Genomic DNA, 23,472 nt, shown 5'->3' on the forward strand with positions numbered 1-23,472 from the left:
TGGTCATGTCTGGTACTCTCCTCATATGGATAATTTGTATCAGTCTAATCGACCTCCACATTTATGTCCAACTCAGTGTAGACCATCCACATGCGTAAGAACCGCAAGTTGAGCAAGTCGATCTCCGAGGTCAGTTGGTCGGAGTTCTTTCGCATGCTCGAGTATAAGGCCGACTGGTACGGGAAGACCGTCGTGAAGGTCGGGAAGACCTTCGCCTCGAGCCAGCTCTGTTCGAGTTGCGGCCATCGACACAAAGACGTGAAGCATCTTGGTTTGCGTGAATGGACATGCCCGAATTGCGGGGTCCACCACGACCGCGATGTGAACGCAGGACTGAACCTCAGACAAGAAGCCGAACGCATGTTGGCTTCTTTAACCGTCGGGACGACGGGGCTAGCCTGATCAGGTTCCGACTGTCAGGTCGGATGACTCAGGAATCCTCCACCTCTAAGCGAAGCGTAGGTGGGGGTAGTTCAACTGAATTTCATAATGGAGGTCAAATTGGTGCAATAGAATTTCATGACGACATTTTCCCACTGAACTCAATCGAACTGAAACAATCCTGTAATGGTGTTTTAAAAGTCGGATTGATATAATTGTAGTCGCTTCAACAATGCCCTAGATGATTTTTTGGCAAGGCGATAAACGAGAAATGACTCCTTGACAGAGAGGGGTATTTCCTGTAAAAAAGACTCTAGGCGAAATATACAGTAACTAAAACAAATGATTCCAATTCGTCATAGATGCATAAAAATATTTTAAAAAGGGTAGGGAATACGTTATGATATCGATGCAAAAAGTCAGTAAAGTATATCCAAACGGCGTCGTTGCCATGGATGACCTCGATTTAGAAATTCGCGACGGCGAGTTCCTTTATGTAGTCGGTCCTTCCGGTGCCGGAAAGTCGACATTCATGAAGATGATTTATCGCGAGGAGAAACCGACGGAAGGTCAATTATTGATTGACGGACTCGATGTCGGTAAAATCAAGGATCGTCATGTACCAAAGTTGCGCCGTCAACTCGGTGTCATCTTTCAGGACTTTAAATTACTTCCGTCACTTACGGTGTATGAAAACGTTGCGTTCGCATTAGAAGTCGTTGGGGCTGACACGACGTCGATTCGGAAGCAAGTCATGGACGTGTTGAATCTTGTCGGATTGAAAAACAAGGCACGCAACTATCCAGATGAGCTTTCTGGTGGGGAGCAGCAACGGGTTTCGATTGCACGAGCGATTGTGAACAAACCGAAGCTGATTATCGCCGATGAGCCGACAGGGAACTTAGACCCGGAGACAGCATGGGGCATCATGGAAGTGTTTGAAGAAATTCACCGCCGTGGGGCAACGATCGTCATGGCGACACACAACCGTGACATCGTCGATAAGATTCGCCACCGTGTCATCGCGATTGAGAATGGAAGAGTCGTTCGCGATGAAGAGAAAGGAGCATATGGCTATGATGTTTAAGGCTGGATTGCGCCATTTGCGTGAAGGGTTCAAAGGAACGCTTCGAAATGGATGGATGTCGTTCGCGGCAATTAGTGCCGTGACGATCACCTTGTTACTTGTCGGTGTATTTGCACTCGTCATGTTCAATGTAAATGAAATCTCAGACAATGTAGAGAACGATGTCGAGATTCAAGTGTTCATCACCCGTACGGCGGATGAGAGCTCAGTCGAGAAACTCGGACAGAATATTGAACAGGTACCGGGTGTGTCGAAGGTTACGTTCAGTTCGAAAGAAGATGAATTGGCCAAGTTCCAAAACCAACTTGGGGACGATGCGGCTGCTTATGGCACGGTTGAAAAAGACAACCCGCTCCACGCCCGTTATATCGTCAAAGCCCAAGACCCAACAGAACTAGAGGAAGTTGCAAAATCGGTCGAATCATTCGATAACGTCGACGATGTGAAATACGGAAAAGACTACATTGATAAAATGTTCGCCTTCTTCAACGGGATTCGCATCGGTGGACTCGCGTTGATTGTCGGATTGACATTGATGGCGATGTTCTTGATCTCGAACACGATTAAGATGACAATTTTCTCACGTCGCCGCGAGATTGAGATCATGCGACTCGTCGGAGCGAAGAACAGCTTCATCCGCTGGCCATTTTTCATTGAAGGATTGGTTCTCGGAATGCTTGGGGCTCTTGTCCCGATTCTTGTCATTTATTTCGGATATGACGTCGCATATAGTGCTTTACAACCATCGCTTGATCAATTGAATAGTGATATATTTAAGTTGATTGATCCATCGACGCTCACAGTCCAAGTATCGCTTGTCTTACTTGCACTCGGTGCGTTCATCGGGATCTGGGGATCGACGACATCGCTCGGTCGCTTCTTGAAAATCTAACTTAAATAAGGAGGAGTTGGCGGATGAAACGTTCGCTTGCGCTAGGGTTGTGTGTATCATTACTTGCCATGCCTGTCATGGCGACAGAGAAAGACACGTTAAAAGCTCGACAAGATCGATTGTCCAATGAGTTGGAGGAATCGAAAAATGCGCAGGCTGAAACGGATGCCGAGCTTGAGGTCACAGAGGCAGAGCGTGATGCTGTAAAGACAGAAATTCACGTCGTCGATGATCGGTTGAATGATTTAAGCGAACAAATCGCGATTCAACAACACGAAGTCGACACGGCCCGTGGAGAGCTCGAGACGACCCGCCAACAACTTTCTGTTCAAGAAAAATACTTGGAAGACCAGAAGGAACTTTTAAACGAGCGCCTTCGTGTCTTGCAAGTACATGAAGATACGTCCTATCTACAAGTCATTTTTGAGTCCCGCTCTTTCGGCGATTTCGTGACACGGGTCATGACGGCCCGCACAATCGCTGAACAGGACCGGGAGCTCATACATAATTATATGAGTGAGATGGAACGCCTAGAGTCGCTTGAGTCGACGCAACGTACCCAACTCTCGTTCATCAAGCAAAAAGAGCGTGAGCTCGTCATCACGAAGCAAGACCTCGACCGTACAGCCGAGAAAAAGCGTGATCTGTTGGTCGAACTGAACGAACAAGTCGAGCAACTCGAACTTGAGAAGATGACACGCAGTGAAGAACAGGCCGTCATGGCCGAACAGAATCGAATCATCAGCGAACAGCTCGAAGCGATTGCGATTGCTGAGCGAGAAGCTGCTGAGGCGGCCGAACGTGCCAAACAGGAAGCTGAAAAACGTGCTGCCGAAGAACGAGCAAGAGCCGATGCGGAAGCGCGTGAGTCGGAATCGGAAGTGAAAGAGGCGCCTGAGGTGACGGTACCAGCTGAAACACCGACGAATGTTTCAACGTCGAACGGATTCGTCCGCCCTGTGTCAGGATATGTGTCGAGCCCGTTTGGTCCTCGAAACAATCCTTTGACAGGTGTCTCGGAGATTCATAAGGGAATCGACCTCGTCAATGCTTCAGGGACACCGATTGTTGCGAGTGCACCAGGTGTCGTCATCAAAGCGGCACCGGCGACCGGATATGGGAATGTCGTGTTTGTTTCACATGTCATGAATGGAGAGGTTTGGACGACCGTCTACGCTCATCTGAATGCAATCACGGTCGGTGCCGGACAACAGGTAGCGGCAGGACAGACAGTCGGGACGCTCGGTAACACAGGCTGGTCGACCGGACCGCATCTCCATTTTGAGTTACATCGAGGGAAATGGGCGCCGGGACAGCCGAATGCGATTGACCCAGCCCCGTATATTGGCTATTAATTCAAGCGGACGCGTCCCAAATATGTGGAACGCGTCCGCTTTTCCTTTCGTTTTTGCTATACTAATGAAAAGACTTACAAAGAGAAATGAGGGACCAACCCGTGAAAAATTCAACCGCAGGACTACTCGCTGGCACAACGTTCGTGGCTGGGGCCGGTGCAGGCCTTGCGACGATGGCATTTACAGACACTTCTCTTCCGATTCAAACGAATGCGGAAGGCTGGGATAAAGTCGATCAAGTACGTGATTTGATTGAGGCGCATTCGTTACAAGACATCTCAGAAGATGACTTATTGACAGGCGCGCTCGACGGTATGACCGCAGCACTGAACGATCCGTACTCTGACTTCTTAGACGCAGAAGAAACATCACAATTTACCGACTCGATTGAATCGAGTTTTGAAGGAATTGGCGCAACTTTGGAGAAGAAAGGAGAAGACATCTTAATTGTCGCTCCAATCAAAGGTGCTCCGGCCGAAGAAGCAGGACTTCGCCCGGGCGACATCATCACAGCGGTCGACGGTGAGTCGATTGAGGGGATGGATGTACAGGAAGCCGTCCAGCTGATTCGAGGAGAGAAAGGGACGACGGTCACGCTGACGATTCGCCGTGGCAGTCAGACGGCGGACTATGAAATAACACGTGACACGATTCCGATTGAGACCGTGTTCTCTGAAGTGAAAGAAATAGATGGTAAAAAGATTGGCTACCTTCAAGTTACTCAATTTTCAGAACCGACAGCCGATGAGTTTCTCGAGCAACTCGAGCAACTTGAAGCAGACGACATCGATAGCTTGATCATCGACGTTCGTGGAAATCCGGGGGGTCTCTTACCTGCCGTCATCGAGATGTCTGAAGGGTTCGTCCCGACATCGAAACCGGTCGTCCAAATCGAAAATGCGGACGGGGACCGTGACGCTCAAAATGGTCGTGCCCGTGAAGTAAAACCGTATGACCTCTTCGTCTTGACGGATGAGGGCTCTGCTTCGGCATCCGAGATTTTGACAGGTGCGATGAAAGAAGGGGCCGGTGCGACAATCATTGGCACGAAGACGTTCGGGAAAGGTGTCGTGCAGACGGCGTTCGATTTAGAAGACGGCAGTAACTTGAAGTTGACGACGAGCAAATGGCTCACACCGGACGGGAACTGGATCAACAAAAAAGGGATCGAGCCGGACATCGAAGTGAAGCAACCGGATTTCTTCAATGTAACCCGCGTGCTAACAGAAGAAGAGTCATTAAAAGTCGGGGACTATGGCGACTCCGTGTCGAACTTGCACAATATTTTAACTGGAATCGGCTATGAGCCAGGCGGTCAACCCGGATATTACGGCGATACGATGGCAGAGGCCGTAAAAGCGTTCCAGGCAGACCAAAATCTCACGGCTTCAGGTACAGTCGATGAAGAGACAGCCTCGGCACTCGAATCGAAGCTACTCGAGGCGATTCAAGATGAGGAAAACGATGCTCAACTGAATCGAGCGCTAGAAGAAGCCGCAAAATAACGTTGTATGAAAGAAAGGGTTGGACCGCGTGGAAGTTGTACGAATGAGTGTTACGGCTTTATTGACGTTGTTAGGTAGTCCACTGTTTTGGGTGACGCTCGTCGCCCTTACGTACATATCAATGACCCGAGTCAAACGGGAACGGGCCATGTTTCGTTCGAGACGCCGCTCACCAAAGTCGGAATGGAAGCATTTCATCTGGCCGAGTCTCCTGCTGGCGGTCCTCTCATCAACCGCAACGATTTTACTGGAGACGACCATCACATTTGAATGGGCAGTTTCGTTTACAATTCTTTACACGCTTGTCGTCTTGACGATGCATCCGCGATTCTTTAACCCAGTGTTGCCGCTCCTCATTATATTCGGTATCGTCATGTTACGTGATATTGTCGCATATGGGGCATTCAGTGATTGGGTGAGAGAGCTTGCCCGAGTCGATTGGACGGTCTATGCATTGACGTTCGGGCTCGTCACACTCGCGGAAGCGATTCTATTACGATGGGATGGACCAAAAGAGACGTCACCGACACTAATCTTGTCCAAACGTGGGCAGTTCATCGGAGGACACGTCGTCAAACGGGTTTGGTTTTTCCCGCTCGTTGTCTTTTTACCGCCGATGTTCGGTCTTGATTTGCCGATGGTCCCAATTATTCTGCCGATTCCGATTGGGGTCAGTTTACTGTCGACCGGTGCCTTGCCGGGGACACTTCTCGCACGGTTGAGTAACTATCGTGCGATGCTCGCATTGATCGCCCTTATTTTGTTCGGTATATCCTATACGTGGGAGATTCCGTATATCGACTATGTATTGATTACACTATTCGTTCTCTATGAACTCGGATTACAGTGGATCAAACGAGAAAATCGTGGCACAACACCTGTCTTTATCAATGGCAATCGCGGGGCGGTCATTGTTGACACGCTCCCGAATTCACCGGGGGAAGCGATGCAACTCATCCCGGGTGAATCCATCTACAAAGTCAATGGAACAGTCATCACGGGAGGGCATAGTTTCTATGAGGCGCTCCAGCAACATAAACCTTATATTAAGCTCGAAGTGTTGAACTTGAACGGTGATATCCGATTCGTTCAACGGGCGATGTATGAGACCGATCCGCATGAACTTGGCATCTTGTTCGTCGGGGAACCGACGAGTCCGCGTGTCCGTCTTCGCAAACTGTGAGAGTATCCGTCAAGGGTACTCTTTTTTGTACTGAAAAAGGGCACCCTTGGGGATGCCCTTTTTTCTTATACGTCAAGTTTTGATGGTTTAAATGCTGTTGTTGCTTCGACAGCGTGTTGCCAACCTTTGTAGAGTGCCTCGCGGTGAGATTCGTCCATGTTCGGCTCGAATTTCTTGTCGAGTTTCCACTGCTCTTTGACTTCAGCTTGGTCTTTCCAGAATCCAACGGCAAGACCTGCCAAGTAGGCAGCACCGAGTGCAGTCGTTTCGCTCACTTCAGGACGTTCGACTGGAACGTCGAGAATGTCTGATTGGAACTGCATGAGGAAGTTGTTGCTGACGGCCCCGCCATCGACGCGGAGTGTCTTCAAGTTGATTCCTGAGTCGTTCTCCATCGCCGTGAGGACATCACGTGTCTGATAAGCGAGTGACTCGATTGTCGCACGGACGAACTGTTCTTTTTCCGTTCCTCGTGTGAGGCCGAAGATAGCGCCACGAACGTCAGAGTTCCAATAAGGTGCACCGAGTCCAACGAAGGCTGGTACGACGTAAACCCCCTCTGTCGACTCGATTCGTGTCGCGTATTGCTCCGAGTCTTTCGCTGATTTCAACATCCGCAATCCATCACGGAGCCATTGAATCGCAGAACCGGCAACGAAGATCGATCCTTCGAGCGCATACTCGACTTTACCGTTGTAGCCCCAAGCAATCGTCGTCAAGAGACCATGGTCTGATTTGACGGCTTCTTCCCCTGTGTTCATAAGCATGAAGCAACCCGTGCCGTACGTGTTTTTCCCTTCCCCTTTTTCGAAGCACGTCTGACCGAACAAGGCAGCCTGTTGGTCACCTGCGGCTCCGGCGATTGGTACTTCAAATCCAAAGAAGTGATACGGGATTGTGTTTGCGTAGACTTCACTTGAAGGTTTGACTTCAGGGAGCATCGACTTCGGTACCGTTAAGATGTCGAGTAATTCGTCATCCCACTTCTGTTCATAGATGTTGTACATAAGTGTACGGGACGCGTTCGAGTAGTCTGTCACGTGGGCCGTTCCACCTGAAAGTTTCCAGATGAGCCACGTGTCGATTGTACCGAAGAGAAGTTCTCCGTTCTCGGCTTTTTCACGTGCGCCTTCGACGTTGTCCAAAATCCACTTGACCTTTGTCCCAGAGAAGTAAGCATCGATGAGAAGGCCCGTCTTGTCACGCACCATATCAGAATGACCGGCTGCTTTTAGTTCTTCACAAATGTCAGCGGTTTGTCGTGATTGCCAAACAACTGCGTTATATACAGGGCGTCCTGTTTCTTTCTCCCAAACGACTGCTGTTTCACGTTGGTTCGTGATTCCGATTCCTGCGATCTCGTTCGGATCGATGTCTGCCGAACCAAATGCTTCCGCCATGACGGCGAGGACAGAACCCCAAATCTCATTGGCGTTATGTTCGACCCAGCCTGGTTTTGGGAAATACTGTTTAAATTCGCGTTGTGCGACCGTGACAATTTTTCCGTCATGGTCAAAGATGATTGCCCGTGAACTTGTCGTTCCTTGGTCTAGTGCTAAAATATAACGTTTTTCTTTCGCCATATGTGATTTCCTCCTTCAAAATATTGTGTTACGAGACGAGAAGGCCATAAATGAGTGCGGCGATAATCGCGCCAATAATTGGACCGACGACCGGGATCCATGAATATCCCCAATCTGACGATCCTTTTCCTTTAATCGGAAGAAATGCGTGAGCGATACGTGGACCGAGGTCACGTGCCGGGTTAATTGCATACCCGGTCGTACCACCGAGCGAAAGACCGATCGATACGATCAAGAAGCCGACGATGAGCGGATTAAGTCCGTCCGCGAAGGTGTTTGCCCCGAATGACAATAGACCGAAGACAAGGACGAACGTTCCGATAATCTCACCAATCAAATTGAAAGGTGTGCTTCGAATACCAGGAGCCGTCGAGAACGTCCCCAGTTTCAAACCTGGGTCGTCCGTTGCATCATAGTGCGGTTTATAGTGGATATAAACCAAACATGCCCCAATGATGGCTCCGATAAACTGAGCGAGGATGTAGAGTGGAACATCCGCCCATGGGAATTCGCCTGCTGTCGCGAGACCAATCGTGACGGCAGGGTTGATGTGTGCACCTCCGTAAATACCGGCTGCGTAGACCCCGACCATAACGGCGAGACCCCAACCCATTGTGATGACAATCCAGCCAGAGTTTTCCGCTTTGGAATGGCGGAGGACGACGCCGGCGACGACACCGTTACCGAGCAGAATCAATAGCATCGTACCAATAATTTCACTGACAAATGCTGACATGTGATACTCTCCTTTCTCCCTTATGCAATTTGACTTACCACTTCATTATATGCCCAAAATGTAAGCGTTTTAAAACAGCGTTTTCAAAAATCATACTTTTTTCCTAAAAATGTTCATATTTACACCTGTAAACTTCATAAAAATGATGAGTAGAGAGCGGAACTAATAAGAAATAGATGATTCATCATGAAAACTGGGGGGATTTCAATTGAATAGGAATATGGTCCATTGTTTGGTCATTCGTCTCCTATGTTACAAAAGTAACCTTTACAAATTGAACAAATGGATCTTTCTGAACGATTTAAATGTTTCTTTTGAGACGGTTAAGGAAAAATATTAAGCGATGCACAAATGACGTTTCTTCTATAAAGACGTTCTCAGTAAAAGTTGAGAAGCGAATATTTGTTCGTGTATATGGTATAATCAAGACACTTATGAAATGAGAAGGTGAGGAGTATCTTATGGAATCAATTCCGTTTGCATTACAATCTGAATTTCAACCAGGAGGTGACCAACCTGAAGCGATTCGACAGCTTGTCGAAGGTTTGAATCGGGGTGAACGGTACCAGACGCTCCTCGGGGCGACCGGTACGGGGAAGACGTTCACCGTCTCGAATGTCATCCAGGAAGTGAAGAAACCGACACTCGTCCTCGCCCACAACAAAACGCTCGCCGGACAGCTCTACTCCGAGTTCAAAGAATTCTTCCCGAACAACGCCGTCGAATATTTCGTCAGCTATTACGATTACTATCAGCCAGAGGCGTACGTGCCTTCGACCGATACATTTATCGAAAAAGATGCTTCGATTAACGATGAGATCGATAAACTTCGCCACTCGGCGACCTCGGCTCTGTTTGAGCGCGATGATGTCATCATCGTCGCTTCGGTATCGTGCATCTACGGTCTCGGTAACCCGGAAGAATATAACAGTCTCGTCTTGAGTCTTCGTGTCGGGAAAGAAATGGGGCGCGATCAAATGCTTCGCAAATTGATCGACATCCAATATGAACGGAACGACATCGACTTCCAACGGGGGCGGTTCCGTGTCCGTGGGGACGTCGTCGAAATCTTCCCGGCGTCACGTGACGAGCAGTGCTTGCGTGTCGAGTTTTTCGGGGACGAGATTGATCGGATTCGCGAGATGGACCCGCTTACCGGCGAAATCATCGCCGATCGCGAGCATGTATCGATTTTCCCAGCATCCCACTTCGTCACACGTGATGAAAAGTTACAAAAAGCGATCGTCAACATCGAGGCCGAACTCGAACAACAGCTTGAGAAGTTCCGTGAAGAAGGCAAGTTACTCGAGGCGCAACGTCTCGAGCAGCGGACGAACTACGATCTCGAGATGATGCGTGAGATGGGTTACTGTTCAGGCATCGAGAACTATTCGCGCCATTTGAACTTGACGGAGGCAGGCGCGACACCGTACACGCTCATCGATTACTTCCCGAAAGACTTCTTGCTCATCGCGGATGAGTCGCACGTGACGCTACCGCAAGTGCGCGGGATGTATAACGGGGACCAAGCACGGAAACAAGTGCTCGTCGACCACGGTTTCCGTCTGCCGTCGGCGAAGGACAACCGGCCGCTCAAGTTCGACGAGTTCGAGAAGAAGTTGAGCCAGGCCATCTTCATCTCGGCGACACCGGGCCCGTATGAGCTCGAACATACGCCGGACATGATTGAACAGATTATCCGACCGACGGGTCTCCTCGACCCGACAATTGAGATTCATCCGATCAAAGGACAGATCGACTACTTGATGGATCAGATCCGCGAGCGCATCAAGCGAGAGGAACGTGTCCTCGTGACGACGCTCACGAAGAAAATGGCGGAAGACTTGTCTGATTACTTACGGGAGGCCGGAATCAAAGTTAACTATATGCACTCTGAGATCAAGACGCTCGAGCGGATTGAAATTATCCGTGACCTTCGTCTCGGAAAATACGACGTCCTCGTCGGAATCAACTTGCTGCGGGAAGGGCTAGACATCCCGGAAGTGAGTCTCGTCACGATTCTCGATGCCGACAAGGAAGGGTTCCTTCGTTCAGACCGGTCGCTTATCCAGACGATCGGACGGGCGGCCCGGAACTCGAACGGGCACGTCATCTTGTTCGCGGATAAGATGACCGACTCGATGACGCGCGCAATTGAAGAGACCGACCGTCGGCGAACGATTCAACAAGCTTACAATGAAGAACATGGCATCACCCCACAGACGATTCGAAAAGATGTCCGAGGGGTCATCCGAGCAACGGTCGAGGCCGAAGAAGAGGCGTTAGAGTCGCTCAGTACGATGAAGCCGGCGGAACGCGAGGCGGCAATTGCCAAGTTGGAAGAAGAAATGAAGCAAGCGGCGCGCGATCTCCAGTTCGAACGTGCGGCCGAATTGCGTGACTTAATCTTGGAGTTGAAGGTAGGGAATTAAATGGCTGAAAAGAAAAATGCGATTGTCATTAAAGGGGCACGCGTCAACAACTTGAAAAATATTGACATCGACATCCCACGTGATCAGCTCGTCGTCTTGACGGGCTTGTCCGGTTCCGGGAAGTCTTCGCTTGCGTTCGACACAATTTACGCTGAAGGACAACGACGTTACGTCGAGAGCTTGTCGGCGTATGCCCGTCAGTTTCTCGGTCAGATGGATAAGCCGGACGTCGATACGATTGAAGGACTCAGTCCGGCCATCTCAATCGACCAAAAGACGACGAGTCGTAACCCGAGGTCGACGGTCGGTACGGTGACGGAGATCTACGACTATCTCCGACTCTTATTCGCGCGAATCGGGAAGCCGGTCTGTCCTAACCACGGAATTGAAATTTCGAGTCAAACGATCTCTCAGATGGTCGATCAGGTGATGGAATTACCGGAACGGACGCGTCTTCAGATTTTGGCACCAATCGTATCGGGGCGTAAAGGAACGCATGTGAAAGTATTTGATTCGTTGAAAAAAGAAGGGTTCGTCCGTGTCCGTGTCAATGGAGAAACGATTGAATTGACAGATGAGATCGAGCTCGACAAAAATAAAAAACATTCAATTGAGGTCGTTGTCGACCGTCTCGTCGTCCGACCGGATGTCGAAGGCCGTCTTGCGGATTCACTTGAGACGGCGTTACGTCTCGCTGACGGACGTGTCATCATCGACAAGATGGATGGCGCAGAACTTCTTTTTAGCGAACATCACGCTTGCCCGATCTGTGGTTTCTCAATCGGCGAGCTCGAACCCCGTATGTTCTCGTTTAACTCACCATTCGGCGCTTGCCCGACGTGTGATGGTCTCGGGACGAAACTAGACGTCGACCCAGAACTCGTCATCCCGGACCCGTCGAAGACGTTAAAAGAAGGGGCGATTGTCGCGTGGCAACCAACGAGTTCCCAGTACTATCCGCAGCTGCTTGCAGCGATGTGTGCACATTTTAATATCGATATGGACGTGCCGTTTGAGCGTCTGTCGAAGCGTGACCAAGAGCTCGTCTTGAACGGGTCAACTGAGGAATCCTTCCTCTTCCGCTACGAGAATGATTTTGGTCAAGTCCGGACGAACACGATTTTCTTTGAAGGGGTTCTTCGCAACATTGAGCGCCGTTACAGGGAGACGACATCCGATTACATTCGTGAGCAGATGGAAATGTATATGGCGACACATGCCTGTCCGACCTGTCACGGTTATCGTTTGAAAGAAGAGTCGCTCGCCGTCAAAATCATCGGCCAGCACGTCGGACAAGTGACGGAGAAGTCGGTCGTGAACGCACTTGCTTTCTTCGAAGGGCTAAATGAACAGTTGAGTGAGAAAGATATCGCAATCGCGCGTCTCATCTTGCAGGAGATTCGAGAACGGCTCAGCTTCTTGAATAACGTCGGTCTCGACTATTTGACGCTCTCTCGTGCTGCGGGAACGCTCTCGGGTGGGGAAGCACAGCGGATTCGTCTCGCCACGCAAATCGGCTCGCGCCTCACGGGTGTCCTATATGTCCTAGACGAGCCGTCGATTGGTCTCCATCAACGCGATAACGACCGCTTGATCGCCACGCTCAAACAGATGCGGGACATCGGCAACACGCTCATTGTCGTCGAGCACGACGAGGATACGATGATGGAAGCGGACTACTTGATTGACATCGGACCAGGCGCCGGGGAGCATGGAGGACAGGTCATCGCTGCCGGTACACCGAAACAACTGATGAAAAATAAGAATTCGCTCACCGGGCAATATCTCGCTGGGAAGAAGTTCATCCCGCTTCCCGTTGAACGCAAAATACCGGACGAGCGTTTCTTAAAAATCATTCGGGCAGGGGAGAACAACTTAAAAGACGTCGACGTGTCGATTCCTCTCGGAATGTTCGTCGCAGTGACGGGTGTCTCGGGCTCTGGTAAATCGACATTGATCAATGAGATTCTCTATAAATCGCTAGCGCACAATATGAACCGCGCCAAAGCGAAACCAGGGAAACACAAGAAAATCGAAGGTCTCGATCATATCGATAAAGTCATCGATATCGACCAATCCCCAATCGGTCGTACGCCACGTTCGAACCCTGCGACCTATACAGGTGTCTTCGATGACATTCGTGACGTATTTGCCTCAACGAACGAAGCGAAGATGCGTGGATATAAGAAGGGGCGTTTTAGCTTCAACGTCAAAGGCGGTCGCTGCGAAGCGTGTCGGGGTGACGGAATCATCAAAATCGAGATGCATTTCTTACCGGACGTGTACGTGCCGTGTGAAGTCTGTCAGGGGAAACGCTACAATCGGGAGACGCTCGAAGTGAAGTATAAAGGGAAGACGATTGCGGACGTGCTCGATATGACGATTGAAGAGGGTCTTGAATTCTTTGACAAAATTCCGAAAATCAAACGGAAGATTCAGACGATCTTTGACGTCGGTCTCGGCTATATGAAACTTGGACAGCCGGCGACAGAACTTTCAGGTGGGGAAGCACAACGTGTCAAACTCGCATCAGAGCTCCATAAGCGTTCGACCGGGAAGACGATCTATATCTTGGATGAACCGACGACCGGACTTCATGTCGACGACATCGCCCGTTTGTTGAAAGTGTTGCAACGTCTCGTCGAGAACGGAGACACGGTGCTCGTCATCGAACATAACCTCGATGTCATCAAGTCGGCGGATTATTTGATCGACCTCGGACCAGAGGGCGGTGACGGTGGCGGCGAGATTGTCGCGACCGGCACACCGGAAGAAGTCGCTGAGGTCGCGGCTTCTTATACCGGCAAGTATTTGAAACCAGTCCTTGAACGTGATGCGGCCCGTGTGAAACCGAAAGCAGGAAAAAAGAAATAAGTATAGAAATGGTGAGAAACGGGAAGTTAATTGACGTGCAATCAAATTGAAGGGGGAAAACGAACGTGAAACAAGAAATGCGTGAACTGATTCTCCAGCAAGTGAAGGAAGGCAAGATGACGATTGAGGAGGGGATGACGCAACTCGAACGTCTCGAGCGACTCGAACCGGAACAAGTTCAAGCGCTTGAAGAACGACAGGATACGGAGAAGGTCGATGCGTACTCGGTCGAATCGCTTACGACGAAACTGACGTCTGCGATGGAAGGGCTCGTGACGAAACTTCGTGACAGTGACTTTACATTCAGCTCGAATTTCGGACCGGAAGTGACGTACTCGAAGTCGTTCCCGTTTACAGGCAGTGATATCTCACTTGATCTTTTCAACGCATCGGCGACGATTGTATCGTCTGATGTCGAAGACTGTGAACTGATTGTAACGGGACGTCCGCTTCGCCAACAAGATGCGGACAAGGCGCTCGAGCAGTTACAGTCGGCCGTCAAACATTCCGTCATCGGCGACCGTCTCGTCGTCTCGCTACGAGACAAGCTTGTCCGGGCCCATGTGGAATTGTACATCCCGCATCACCATTTTAACCATCTTCATGTCCAAACATTGAACGGGGAAGTCCGGGCCGATGGTCTCGACGTCGAGAACGTCCGTGTACAAACCGCGAACGGTCGCGTCGTGCTAAATGACGTGCATGCATCGGAACTACTGTTGAATACTGGCAACGGGACGGTCGAAATCGAAGGCGTAGAAGCGGAACTCGTTCATGTCCGTACCGGAAACGGTGCCGTCATTATCGGCGGGAAATACGACAAAGCTTCCCTTAAGACAGGGAACGGAAATATTCGTGCGGAACTGGCAACGGCTCGTCCTGCCAAGTTCGAACTCGCCTCGCTCGCCGGGAACATTCGACTCGTATTGCCACACGGTGTCGAGGTCGAAGGTGAACTAGAAACGAACTTCGGAGGTCTTCATTGCTTGCTCGATGAACTCGAGATTATCCGTGACCGCAAGGACGTCGCTCAACGTCGACTTGAATTCTTGTCTGGTCGAGGTCAAACACCTCGTATCGAAGTCGAAGCGGGAACACGTACCGGTACCATCGACTTAGAGCATGGTTCGGTGTATACACCATCGACATTTTTAGATGAAGAACAGACAGAGCCGGCTGACCCGGTCGATCCGGTCGACCCAGGCGATTTGAATAATCCGTTCCATCAACAATAAAAAAATCCCGAAGGCACCGCCTTCGGGATTTTTTTGATTATAGATTCATTTCATACTCGATTTGTTGCCAATCCATCATCTGAGTATCAAACAGCGCGAAGGCACTGACCGCGAAGACGATGAAGAGAACTGGGCCGGCAATCAAAAGGATGATTCCGAAGAGGCGCATCGACTTCGAACGAGTCCAGTAGAAGATGATGGCGACAATCATCGAGATGAGCGCACCCGATAAAAAGAATCCGATGATATTCAAGATGAACAAAAGTAAGACCGTCTCGTTTTTCGTCGCCGCATATTCTTTCCACATATCGATCAACGACTTGATGATATAGACGAGCGAACCAATCCCGATCACGATCGCAAACAAGATGGCAATACCAAATAATCCTCCCATTACTACACCTCCCATTATGCTTATACCCTTTCTACGAACAAAATGTATGAAAGTTTCATCAATTTTTTGACACGTTGTTCATCACTTCTCTAACCTTTCATAGAAAGAGCTATGATACAATAATGAGCGTGAAAGGGGCAGATACTGATGCAAAATATCGTACGCACAGCTCAAGTCGTTGAGCGTTTTAAACTTCAAATTATTGCGGGAGAGGAAGGACTTCATCGTCCGGTCGCAACACCCGACCTAAGTCGACCAGGTCTCGTCCTTGCTGGTTACTATACGCACTATGCGAAAAACCGCCTGCAAGTATTAGGGAAGACGGAATTGACTTTTTATGCGAGCCTATCGGAAGAAAAGCGTCGTGAGCGCGCCAAAATTTTATGTACGGAACACACACCCGGTATTTTAATCACTCGAGGTTTCGATATTCCAAAAGAAATCGAGGAAGAAGCGGAAGCAGAAAACGTTCCACTTATGCGGACGAATGCGGTGACGACTTCAATCGAATCACAAATCACGAACTTCCTCGAGATGGAGCTCGCGCCGATGACGGCGATGCACGGGGTCCTCGTCGATATCTACGGCGTCGGTGTCCTCATCAAAGGGCAAAGTGGTGTCGGGAAATCCGAGACCGCGCTTGAACTCGTCAAACGGGGGCATCGTCTCGTCGCTGATGACTCGGTTGAGATTCGTCAAACCGGCGACCAACTCCTCGTCGGGTCAGCGCCTAAACTCATTCGTCATTTACTTGAGATTCGTGGGATTGGCATCATTGATGTCATGACGTTGTTCGGGGCCGGAGCGGTTCGGTCGCATAAAAAAATCAGTCTCATCGTCAATTTGGAAAACTGGGATCCGGGCAAAGTGTACGATCGTGTCGGACTGGACCACAACGTGATGAAAATCATTGATAGTGAAGTCCCGCTCCTGACGATCCCGGTTCGCCCAGGCCGAAACTTGGCGGTCATCATTGAAGTCGCGGCGATGAACTATCGTCTCCAAAACATGGGAATCAATACGGCTGAAGAGTTTGCGGAACGTCTTACAAACGCGATTCAGGACACTGAAGGAGACTTGTGATCATGGTAGAACCGACATTTGATCGTGTAGCATTTGAGATTGGATCTCTGCCGATTTATTGGTATGGCATGATTATCGCCTTCGGGGCGATGCTCGGACTCGTTCTTGCTTTATATGAAGCGAAACGCATCAATTACGATTCGGAGCGACTTGTAGATGTCGTCATTTGGTCGATCCCGATCAGTATCATCTTTGCGCGTGTTTATTACGTGACGTTCCAGTGGGATTATTACTCAGAAAACCTTGGGCAAATCATCGATATCCGTCAAGGCGGAATTGCCATCCACGGTGCCATCTTCGGGGCACTCCTTGTCGTTATCGTATACTGTATGCGAAAATCGATGTCTTTTTGGAAAGTGACAGACATCTTGGCACCTTCCCTTCTTCTCGGACAGGCTGTCGGGCGCTGGGGGAACTTCATGAACCAAGAGGCACATGGTGGAGAGACGACGCGTAGCTTCTTACAAGACACGCTCATGTTGCCGGACTGGATTGTCAATCAGATGTATATCGATGGGGCTTACTATATTCCAACGTTCCTATATGAGAGTGTCTGGAGTATCATCGGGGTCATCCTCCTCGTCGTTTGGCGTATGGTCGGAAACCCACGACGTGGGTATATCTTCTTGTCCTACCTCGTCTGGTATTCGATCGGTCGCTACTACATCGAGGGACTCCGAACGGATAGTCTCATGTCAGGTGATTTGCGTGCGGCCCAAATGGTGTCCATCGCCTTGATCCTCTTCGGTATCGTCATGATGATTCTTCGCCGCAACGTGAAACGGTACAACGACCCATCAGAGAAAGGACTGTTTGATTAATGGATACGCTCTTATTTGACTTGGATGGAACGTTACTCGATACGAACCCGCTCATCATCGCGAGTTTCCGTCATACGTTCGAATACTATTTCCCAGAAAATACGTATCGGGATGAAGACGTCTATCGATTCATCGGACCGACGCTTGAGAAGTCGTTCCGAGAACTCAACGAACCGGAATGGAAAGAGATGCAGGCGTTCTATCGAAGTTTTAATATCGCGATGCATGATCAACTTGTCGCAGAATATCCCGGTGTCATCGAGGGGTTATACCGCCTCCATGCGAAAGGCTATAAGATGGGAATCGTCACGTCGAAAGGGCGTCCTGTCGTCGAGCGGGGTCTTCGATTATTCAACATCGATCATTTGTTTGACGTCGTTGTGACGGCAGATGACGTTGAGAACGAAAAGCCTCACGCCGAACCGGTCGAGCGTGCGCTTCAGGCGCTCGATTCGTCGGCAGAACGCGCGGTCATGGTCGGCGATAACGATACCGACATCTTCAGCGGAAAGAACGCCGGGACGAAAACGGTCGCAGTCGGTTGGGCACTCAAAGGTCGTCCTTTCCTCGAATCGCTCGAGCCAGACGTCATCATTGATACGATGGAACATTTCGAGGCGTGGCTCGATGAGGTAAGCGTCCGTGCGTAAAACGAAGCGATTTCATATCGACGGACCGAATCCGCTTTGGCAGATGTATCGGACGATTCGTTTTTTACGTGTCTTCAAAAACACGGCGGTCGTGCTCGTCGGACGTTATTTTCCTTCAGTAAAGGCGAAGCGTTGGTTCTACCGGACATTTCTCGGCATGAACATAGGAGAGTATAGTGCACTTGCCCTCATGGTCACACCGGACGTCATGTTCCCGGAGAGGATCACGATTGGTCGCAACACGGTCATCGGGTTCAATTCGACGATTCTTTGTCATGAGTATCTCGTGGATGAGTATCGGATCGGGGACGTCGTCATCGGTGATGAGGTATTGATCGGAGCGAATGTGACCATCTTGCCTGGTGTGACGATTGGAGACGGTGCTGTCGTTGGCGCTGGCGCGATTGTTCATCGCGACGTGTTGCCGGGTGAACGAGTCGTCGGGGCGAAACTACAATCGCTGACACATATTTGACACAATTTTTCGCAAAAAGTTTTCGTGCATGTTTTGTATAAGAAGATGAAAGAATACTTGAGCGGTATCACTTTTTTTAAAAGAGATACCGCTTTTTTAATGGAAAAAAGTACAGAAATGAAAAAAACATATTTTCGCTCAAAAATAATTTTTGAACCTAGTAAAAAATATTCATTATAGAAGGAATATAGTCGCGATTTTTTTTAACTTTTTCAGTTGCCCTCGTTGTTCGAGTGAGGTATTCTTATCCCTGCAACTAAAAAAAGATTTAAAGATGATGTGGAGGATTTAGAATATGGAAGCGAACTATGAAGCAGTAATGACGCTACCCGAACCAGAATCTCCGCTCGCTGCGGAGCTCCACTACTATAGAGGTCGTCGTGCGTTACGTGAAGGTCGCCTAGATGAAGCGACTTTTTTCATGGCTGAAGCGACAGCGACAGCCACGCATCGCGTCGACTATCATAAACAGTACGCAGAACTGTTGTTTGAAGTAGGGGAGATCTACCACGCCAATGACGTGTGGAAGCGAGTTTTAGAGCTTGACGAGACTGCGACAGAGGCGCTTTATCACTTAGCGAGTAACTGTGCCTATGTCTCTCAATATGAAGAAGCCGCAAATTATGCATTCGAATATCTCGATCGTGACGCGAAAGGTCACTACACGGAAGCGGTGCAATCCCTTCTTGAACTGATTGAGCTCGAACAAGAGCTCGAGGACGAGGAAGAAGATGAGTTGATTACGTGGCATACAGAAGCACAGCGTCAAATCGACAAAGGACGGTTATTTGCGGCAAAGGCGACACTCGAACGCCTGATCGGGAGATATCCAGAGTTTTGGCCGGCCTATAACAATTTATCGGTCGTCAGCTTTTATCTCGGTGATGATCAAGCGGCGTTCCGGACGCTCGAATATGTACTCGATCAAAATCCTGGCAACTTGCATGCGATTTTAAATACGATTTTCTTGCTTCATGAAGCAGGACACTCGGAAGCGGCAATCCAGTTATCGACACCGCTCACACGTGTCCGTCCGCTCCAATACGACTTGCGTTATAAATTAGCGACGACACTCGCACTCGTCGGTCACTACGACCGTGCGTATGAAGAATTGCGCTTATTGAAGGACCACGGGTTTCGCGGTGACCCATTGTTCGGGCATTGGCTCAGCGTGTCTGCCTACAAGACAGGACGATTAGAAGAGGCAGCCACCTATTTGAACAATGAAGAGATGAAACGATTCGAAGAGAGACAGAGCTTCGATATTAGGGAAAATCTTGAGTTTCGTTCGGCGCTCGTCCAGGGATTGCGTCAAGAAAGCGATTTGGCTCGAGTCGAGATTATTCGTATTATCTCTAACCTTAAAGACGACGAGGCGTTCGAAGCGCTCGCGCTCACGAATGCGGTGACGGAGAACGAGACGGTCCGCGCGTTCGCGGAGATGTGCCGTGCCGACCTATGTAGTCAATCGTTCAATGGAGACGAACGAATCAAACGTGCGTTTGACGCACTTATCTTGGCTGAAGCACACGTTCCGGAAGCGGAACGGATGAGTCTTGAAGGTGACTTCTATGAACGCTTTGCCACACTTTTATTGTCTGATGAACCATTCTTGGACGTAACGGCATCGGCCGCTGCGCTCGTCTGGATGTTTTATACAAAACGAGACGCGCTGATTCTCGAAGACTGTGCGAATGCCTTCCATCTTCCGGTCGATACGTTGACAGAGAAGGTACGTTCTTTCAAACGAACACTCGAACAAGCATAAAGATAGACGATACCCGTACAGGTTTCTTATACTAAAGGCAATCAATTTCTTGCAGAGGTGGAATAAACATGACAGAAGAAAAAATTTATGACGTCATTATCATCGGTGCCGGTCCTGCCGGAATGACCGCTGCGCTATATGCTTCACGTGCAAACCTTTCAACGCTTATGATTGAACGCGGAATTCCAGGGGGTCAGATGGCCAATACGGAAGACATCGAGAACTATCCGGGCTACGATAGCATCCTCGGTCCTGACTTATCGCAAAAAATGTTCGACCACTCGAAAGCGTTCGGTGCGGAGTATGCATATGGGGACGTGCAGCGCATCTCGGATGAAACAGAATATAAAGTCGTGCATGCGCACAACCGAGATTACAAAGCGCGTGCAATCATCCTCGCCTCTGGTGCTCAGTATAAGAAAATCGGCGTACCGGGTGAAGAAGAGCTCGGCGGCCGTGGTGTATCGTATTGTGCGGTATGTGATGGGGCATTCTTCAAAGGGAAAGATTTATTCGTCATCGGTGGTGGCGACTCAGCCGTTGAGGAAGGTGTCTTTTTGACACGTTTCGCGAACAAGGTGACAATCGTTCACCGTCGCGACGAGCTCCGCGCACAAAAGATTCTTCAAAAGCGTGCGTTCGACAATGAGAAAATCGATTTCATTTGGAACCATACGGTGAAAGAAATTACAGAGAAAGACGGGAAAGTCGGTGGGGTTCGTCTCGTCAACACGGTTGACGGGACAGAGACAGACCATGAAATCGACGGCGTCTTCATCTATATCGGCATGAACCCGATCACGGGGTTCGTCCAAGACCTCGGCATCACGAACGAGCAAGGGTACATCGTTACAAACGAAGCGATGGAAACGAACATTCCAGGAATCTTCGCTGCCGGTGACGTTCGTGAGAAAACACTCCGTCAAGTCGTCACGGCGACAAACGACGGGTCGATTGCCGCTCAAAATGCTCAACACTTCATCGAGGGACTCCTCGAATCGTTGCAAGAACAAAACGCATGATTCAAGAAGCTAGGACTGCGGGGAACCGCGGTCCTTCTCTTTTTTTCGGACGTTCGTTATACTAGATGGATAGAGCTGCACACACGGCTCGGTTGTCAATTTTAAGGGGGCGTCAGCGAGATGGAAGATTTTAAAGGATTAGAAGAATTGATCATCATCAGTGGAATGAGCGGGGCAGGGAAGTCGGTCGCGATGAATAGTTTCGAGGACCTCGGCTATTTTTGTGTCGATAACTTACCGCCGGTTCTCTTGCCACAATTGATTGATGTCATCAGCTCGGTCCGGCCGAAAATCGCGGTCGCTATTGATACACGCACGAGAGATTTTATCGATAGCTTGTTCATCGTCATTGACGATTTAGAAAAGAAAAATGTACATCCACATCTATTGTACTTAGAGACAAGGGACGACGTGCTCGTTCGTCGCTATAAAGAGACACGACGTTCACATCCGCTCGCACCTGAAGATGCGCCACTCGTTGGGATCAAGATGGAGCGCGAACTGCTAGAAGGATTCCGTGACCGTGCTCATACGCTTTATGACACGAGTGATTTGAAGCCACAGATGTTGAAGGACCGCATCTTGCAACAATTTAATGAGGAACGGATTCCGTTCACGGTCAACTTCATGTCGTTTGGTTTCAAACATGGGGTGCCGCTCGATATCGACTTATTATTCGATGTCCGTTTCATTACGAACCCGTTTTATATACCTGAGCTTCGACCGCTCACGGGTCAGACGACAGAAGTGCAGGATTACGTCATGTCACATCCGGAGGCACGAGCGTTCTATAAAAAGTTGATTGACATGCTCGAGTTCCTCCTTCCGCAATATAAGCGCGAAGGAAAGACACAGATTGTCGTGGCGTTCGGTTGTACGGGCGGAAAACATCGTTCAATCACATTTGCTGAGAAAGTATCGGAACACTTCGCCGAGCGATATAACGTGAAGACAGTCCACCGTGACCTCGCTCACGCGACGAAGGAGAAGTGACATGAGACGAGACCGGAAAGTAGTGGCCATCGGTGGAGGAACGGGATTGTCCACCCTCGTCCGTGGCTTGAAACATTATCCGCTCGACATCACGGCTATCGTCACGGTAGGCGATGACGGCGGGAGTTCGGGACGTCTGCGTGACGAGTTTCATATGTTGCCTCCAGGGGACATTCGAAACGTCATCTTGGCATTATCGGAAGTCGAGCCATTAATGGATAAAATTTTGCAATACCGATTCGACACGGGCTATGGCTTAGAAGGGCACTCCCTCGGAAACTTGATGCTCACGGCGGCGACGCACATTTGTGAAGGCTCGTTTGTGAAAGCGATTGACGTCATGTCACAGCTCTTGAACGCACAAGGGAAGGTATTGCCGGTCACAGAGACGCTCATGACACTCGCGGCGGAGTTCGAAGACGGAACGATTGTCAAAGGGGAATCCAAAATCCCGCTCCAAGAGCAGCCGATTAAACGCCTGTTCTTACTCGAGGAAGGCATCAAGCCGGCACCCGGGGTCGTTGAGGCAATTGAAGAAGCAGACGTCATCGTCCTCGGTCCAGGAAGTCTCTATACGAGCATCATCCCGAACTTACTCATCCCGGCCGTACGGGAAGAAATCATCCGCTCGAAAGTCCCGGTCGTCTACATTTGTAACGTTATGACACAACCGGGGGAGACGAAAGGTTATGACGCGATGAAACATTTGAAAGTCGTCGAGTCGTACCTCGGGAAGGCATCAATTGACACGATTGTTGTTAATAACGAGCCGATTGCTGAAGACTATTTAGAGCGCTATCTTGAAGACGGATCAGAAGAAGTCCGTTTCGACCGGAAAAAGCTCCGACACTACGGGACGAACGTCCTCGCAGGGGATATCGTTGACTATAACCGCGATTATATCCGCCATGACTCTGATGCCATCGCCGGACTTGTCATGCAACGGGTGCTTCGGATTAAGAAACCTCGTTCGTTTCAGGAGTTGGAATTGAAATAAAGATTG

Annotated in this window: 20 protein-coding genes; 17 read left to right on the forward strand and 3 right to left on the reverse strand. The window is 49.6% G+C overall.

The window, feature by feature from the left end:
* The first annotated feature begins 90 nt into the window (after nucleotides 1-90).
* The 6 genes from KNO76_RS08795 (at nucleotide 91) to KNO76_RS08820 (ending at nucleotide 6,403) form a co-directional block, all read left to right on the forward strand.
* Nucleotides 91-402, forward strand: a complete 312-nt coding sequence (locus KNO76_RS08795) for an RNA-guided endonuclease TnpB family protein (protein WP_483297391.1) — start codon at nucleotides 91-93, stop codon at nucleotides 400-402.
* A gap of 379 nt (nucleotides 403-781) precedes the next feature.
* The gene (gene ftsE / locus KNO76_RS08800; protein ID WP_214699510.1) at nucleotides 782-1,468 is read left to right on the forward strand and encodes a cell division ATP-binding protein FtsE; all 687 of its coding nucleotides are present in this window, start codon (nucleotides 782-784) and stop codon (nucleotides 1,466-1,468) included.
* Nucleotides 1,458-2,360: a permease-like cell division protein FtsX gene (gene ftsX / locus KNO76_RS08805; protein WP_026825418.1), complete on the forward strand. Its 903-nt coding sequence runs from the start codon at nucleotides 1,458-1,460 to the stop codon at nucleotides 2,358-2,360. Before ftsE ends, ftsX begins: the two co-directional genes overlap by 11 nt.
* A gap of 23 nt (nucleotides 2,361-2,383) precedes the next feature.
* Nucleotides 2,384-3,715, forward strand: coding sequence for a murein hydrolase activator EnvC family protein (locus KNO76_RS08810; RefSeq protein ID WP_214884832.1), 1,332 nt, complete (start codon nucleotides 2,384-2,386; stop codon nucleotides 3,713-3,715).
* A 101-nt stretch (nucleotides 3,716-3,816) separates the two neighbouring features.
* Nucleotides 3,817-5,220 carry a S41 family peptidase gene (locus KNO76_RS08815; protein WP_214884841.1) on the forward strand — a complete coding sequence of 468 codons (1,404 nt, stop codon included), beginning with the start codon at nucleotides 3,817-3,819 and terminating at the stop codon, nucleotides 5,218-5,220.
* 43 nt (nucleotides 5,221-5,263) lie between these two features.
* On the forward strand, nucleotides 5,264-6,403 hold the full coding sequence (locus KNO76_RS08820) for a PDZ domain-containing protein (RefSeq protein WP_214884844.1): 1,140 nt from the start codon (nucleotides 5,264-5,266) through the stop codon (nucleotides 6,401-6,403).
* Between the two features lie 65 nt (nucleotides 6,404-6,468).
* On the opposite strand, the gene glpK is transcribed toward KNO76_RS08820, so the two are convergent.
* Nucleotides 6,469-7,986 (reverse strand): glycerol kinase GlpK, encoded by a 1,518-nt coding sequence (glpK, locus tag KNO76_RS08825; protein WP_214884847.1) that lies wholly within the window; start codon nucleotides 7,984-7,986, stop codon nucleotides 6,469-6,471.
* Between the two features lie 28 nt (nucleotides 7,987-8,014).
* On the reverse strand, nucleotides 8,015-8,722 hold the full coding sequence (locus KNO76_RS08830; RefSeq protein WP_214884849.1) for an MIP/aquaporin family protein: 708 nt from the start codon (nucleotides 8,720-8,722) through the stop codon (nucleotides 8,015-8,017).
* A 461-nt stretch (nucleotides 8,723-9,183) separates the two neighbouring features.
* Here KNO76_RS08830 and uvrB point away from each other — a divergent pair, with 461 nt between their 5' ends.
* From uvrB to KNO76_RS08845, 3 genes are all read left to right on the forward strand, one after another.
* The gene (uvrB, locus tag KNO76_RS08835) at nucleotides 9,184-11,154 is read left to right on the forward strand and encodes an excinuclease ABC subunit UvrB (protein WP_214699499.1); all 1,971 of its coding nucleotides are present in this window, start codon (nucleotides 9,184-9,186) and stop codon (nucleotides 11,152-11,154) included.
* Nucleotides 11,155-14,028, forward strand: coding sequence for an excinuclease ABC subunit UvrA (gene uvrA / locus KNO76_RS08840; RefSeq protein WP_214884851.1), 2,874 nt, complete (start codon nucleotides 11,155-11,157; stop codon nucleotides 14,026-14,028). It begins immediately after the preceding gene.
* Nucleotides 14,029-14,093: 65 nt separating this feature from the next.
* A complete protein-coding gene (locus KNO76_RS08845) occupies nucleotides 14,094-15,263 on the forward strand; it encodes a DUF4097 family beta strand repeat-containing protein (RefSeq protein ID WP_214884853.1) in 1,170 nt (389 codons plus the stop codon).
* A gap of 37 nt (nucleotides 15,264-15,300) precedes the next feature.
* On the opposite strand, the gene KNO76_RS08850 is transcribed toward KNO76_RS08845, so the two are convergent.
* Complete coding sequence (locus KNO76_RS08850) at nucleotides 15,301-15,657, reverse strand: hypothetical protein (RefSeq protein WP_214884855.1); 357 nt, start codon at nucleotides 15,655-15,657, stop codon at nucleotides 15,301-15,303.
* Between the two features lie 147 nt (nucleotides 15,658-15,804).
* Here KNO76_RS08850 and hprK point away from each other — a divergent pair, with 147 nt between their 5' ends.
* From hprK to KNO76_RS08890, 8 genes are all read left to right on the forward strand, one after another.
* On the forward strand, nucleotides 15,805-16,740 hold the full coding sequence (gene hprK / locus KNO76_RS08855) for an HPr(Ser) kinase/phosphatase (RefSeq protein ID WP_214884858.1): 936 nt from the start codon (nucleotides 15,805-15,807) through the stop codon (nucleotides 16,738-16,740).
* A 2-nt stretch (nucleotides 16,741-16,742) separates the two neighbouring features.
* The gene (lgt, locus tag KNO76_RS08860; RefSeq protein ID WP_214884872.1) at nucleotides 16,743-17,561 is read left to right on the forward strand and encodes a prolipoprotein diacylglyceryl transferase; all 819 of its coding nucleotides are present in this window, start codon (nucleotides 16,743-16,745) and stop codon (nucleotides 17,559-17,561) included.
* Entirely contained in the window at nucleotides 17,561-18,211 is a 651-nt protein-coding gene (ppaX, locus tag KNO76_RS08865; RefSeq protein ID WP_026825430.1) for a pyrophosphatase PpaX, read from the forward strand. Before lgt ends, ppaX begins: the two co-directional genes overlap by 1 nt.
* The gene (locus tag KNO76_RS08870) at nucleotides 18,204-18,686 is read left to right on the forward strand and encodes an acyltransferase (protein ID WP_214884876.1); all 483 of its coding nucleotides are present in this window, start codon (nucleotides 18,204-18,206) and stop codon (nucleotides 18,684-18,686) included. The genes ppaX and KNO76_RS08870 overlap by 8 nt, the downstream gene beginning before the upstream one ends.
* A 295-nt stretch (nucleotides 18,687-18,981) precedes the next feature.
* Nucleotides 18,982-20,454: a tetratricopeptide repeat protein gene (locus KNO76_RS08875; RefSeq protein WP_214884879.1), complete on the forward strand. Its 1,473-nt coding sequence runs from the start codon at nucleotides 18,982-18,984 to the stop codon at nucleotides 20,452-20,454.
* Nucleotides 20,455-20,522: 68 nt separating this feature from the next.
* Nucleotides 20,523-21,476, forward strand: a complete 954-nt coding sequence (gene trxB, locus KNO76_RS08880; protein WP_026825433.1) for a thioredoxin-disulfide reductase — start codon at nucleotides 20,523-20,525, stop codon at nucleotides 21,474-21,476.
* A 120-nt stretch (nucleotides 21,477-21,596) separates the two neighbouring features.
* Entirely contained in the window at nucleotides 21,597-22,469 is an 873-nt protein-coding gene (gene rapZ, locus KNO76_RS08885; RefSeq protein ID WP_026825434.1) for an RNase adapter RapZ, read from the forward strand.
* Between the two features lies 1 nt (nucleotide 22,470).
* Nucleotides 22,471-23,466, forward strand: a complete 996-nt coding sequence (locus KNO76_RS08890; RefSeq protein WP_214699464.1) for a gluconeogenesis factor YvcK family protein — start codon at nucleotides 22,471-22,473, stop codon at nucleotides 23,464-23,466.
* The last annotated feature ends 6 nt before the right edge of the window (nucleotides 23,467-23,472 follow it).

The sequence above is a fragment of the Exiguobacterium sp. s101 genome (assembly GCF_018617835.1).
Classification (GTDB): domain Bacteria; phylum Bacillota; class Bacilli; order Exiguobacteriales; family Exiguobacteriaceae; genus Exiguobacterium; species Exiguobacterium marinum.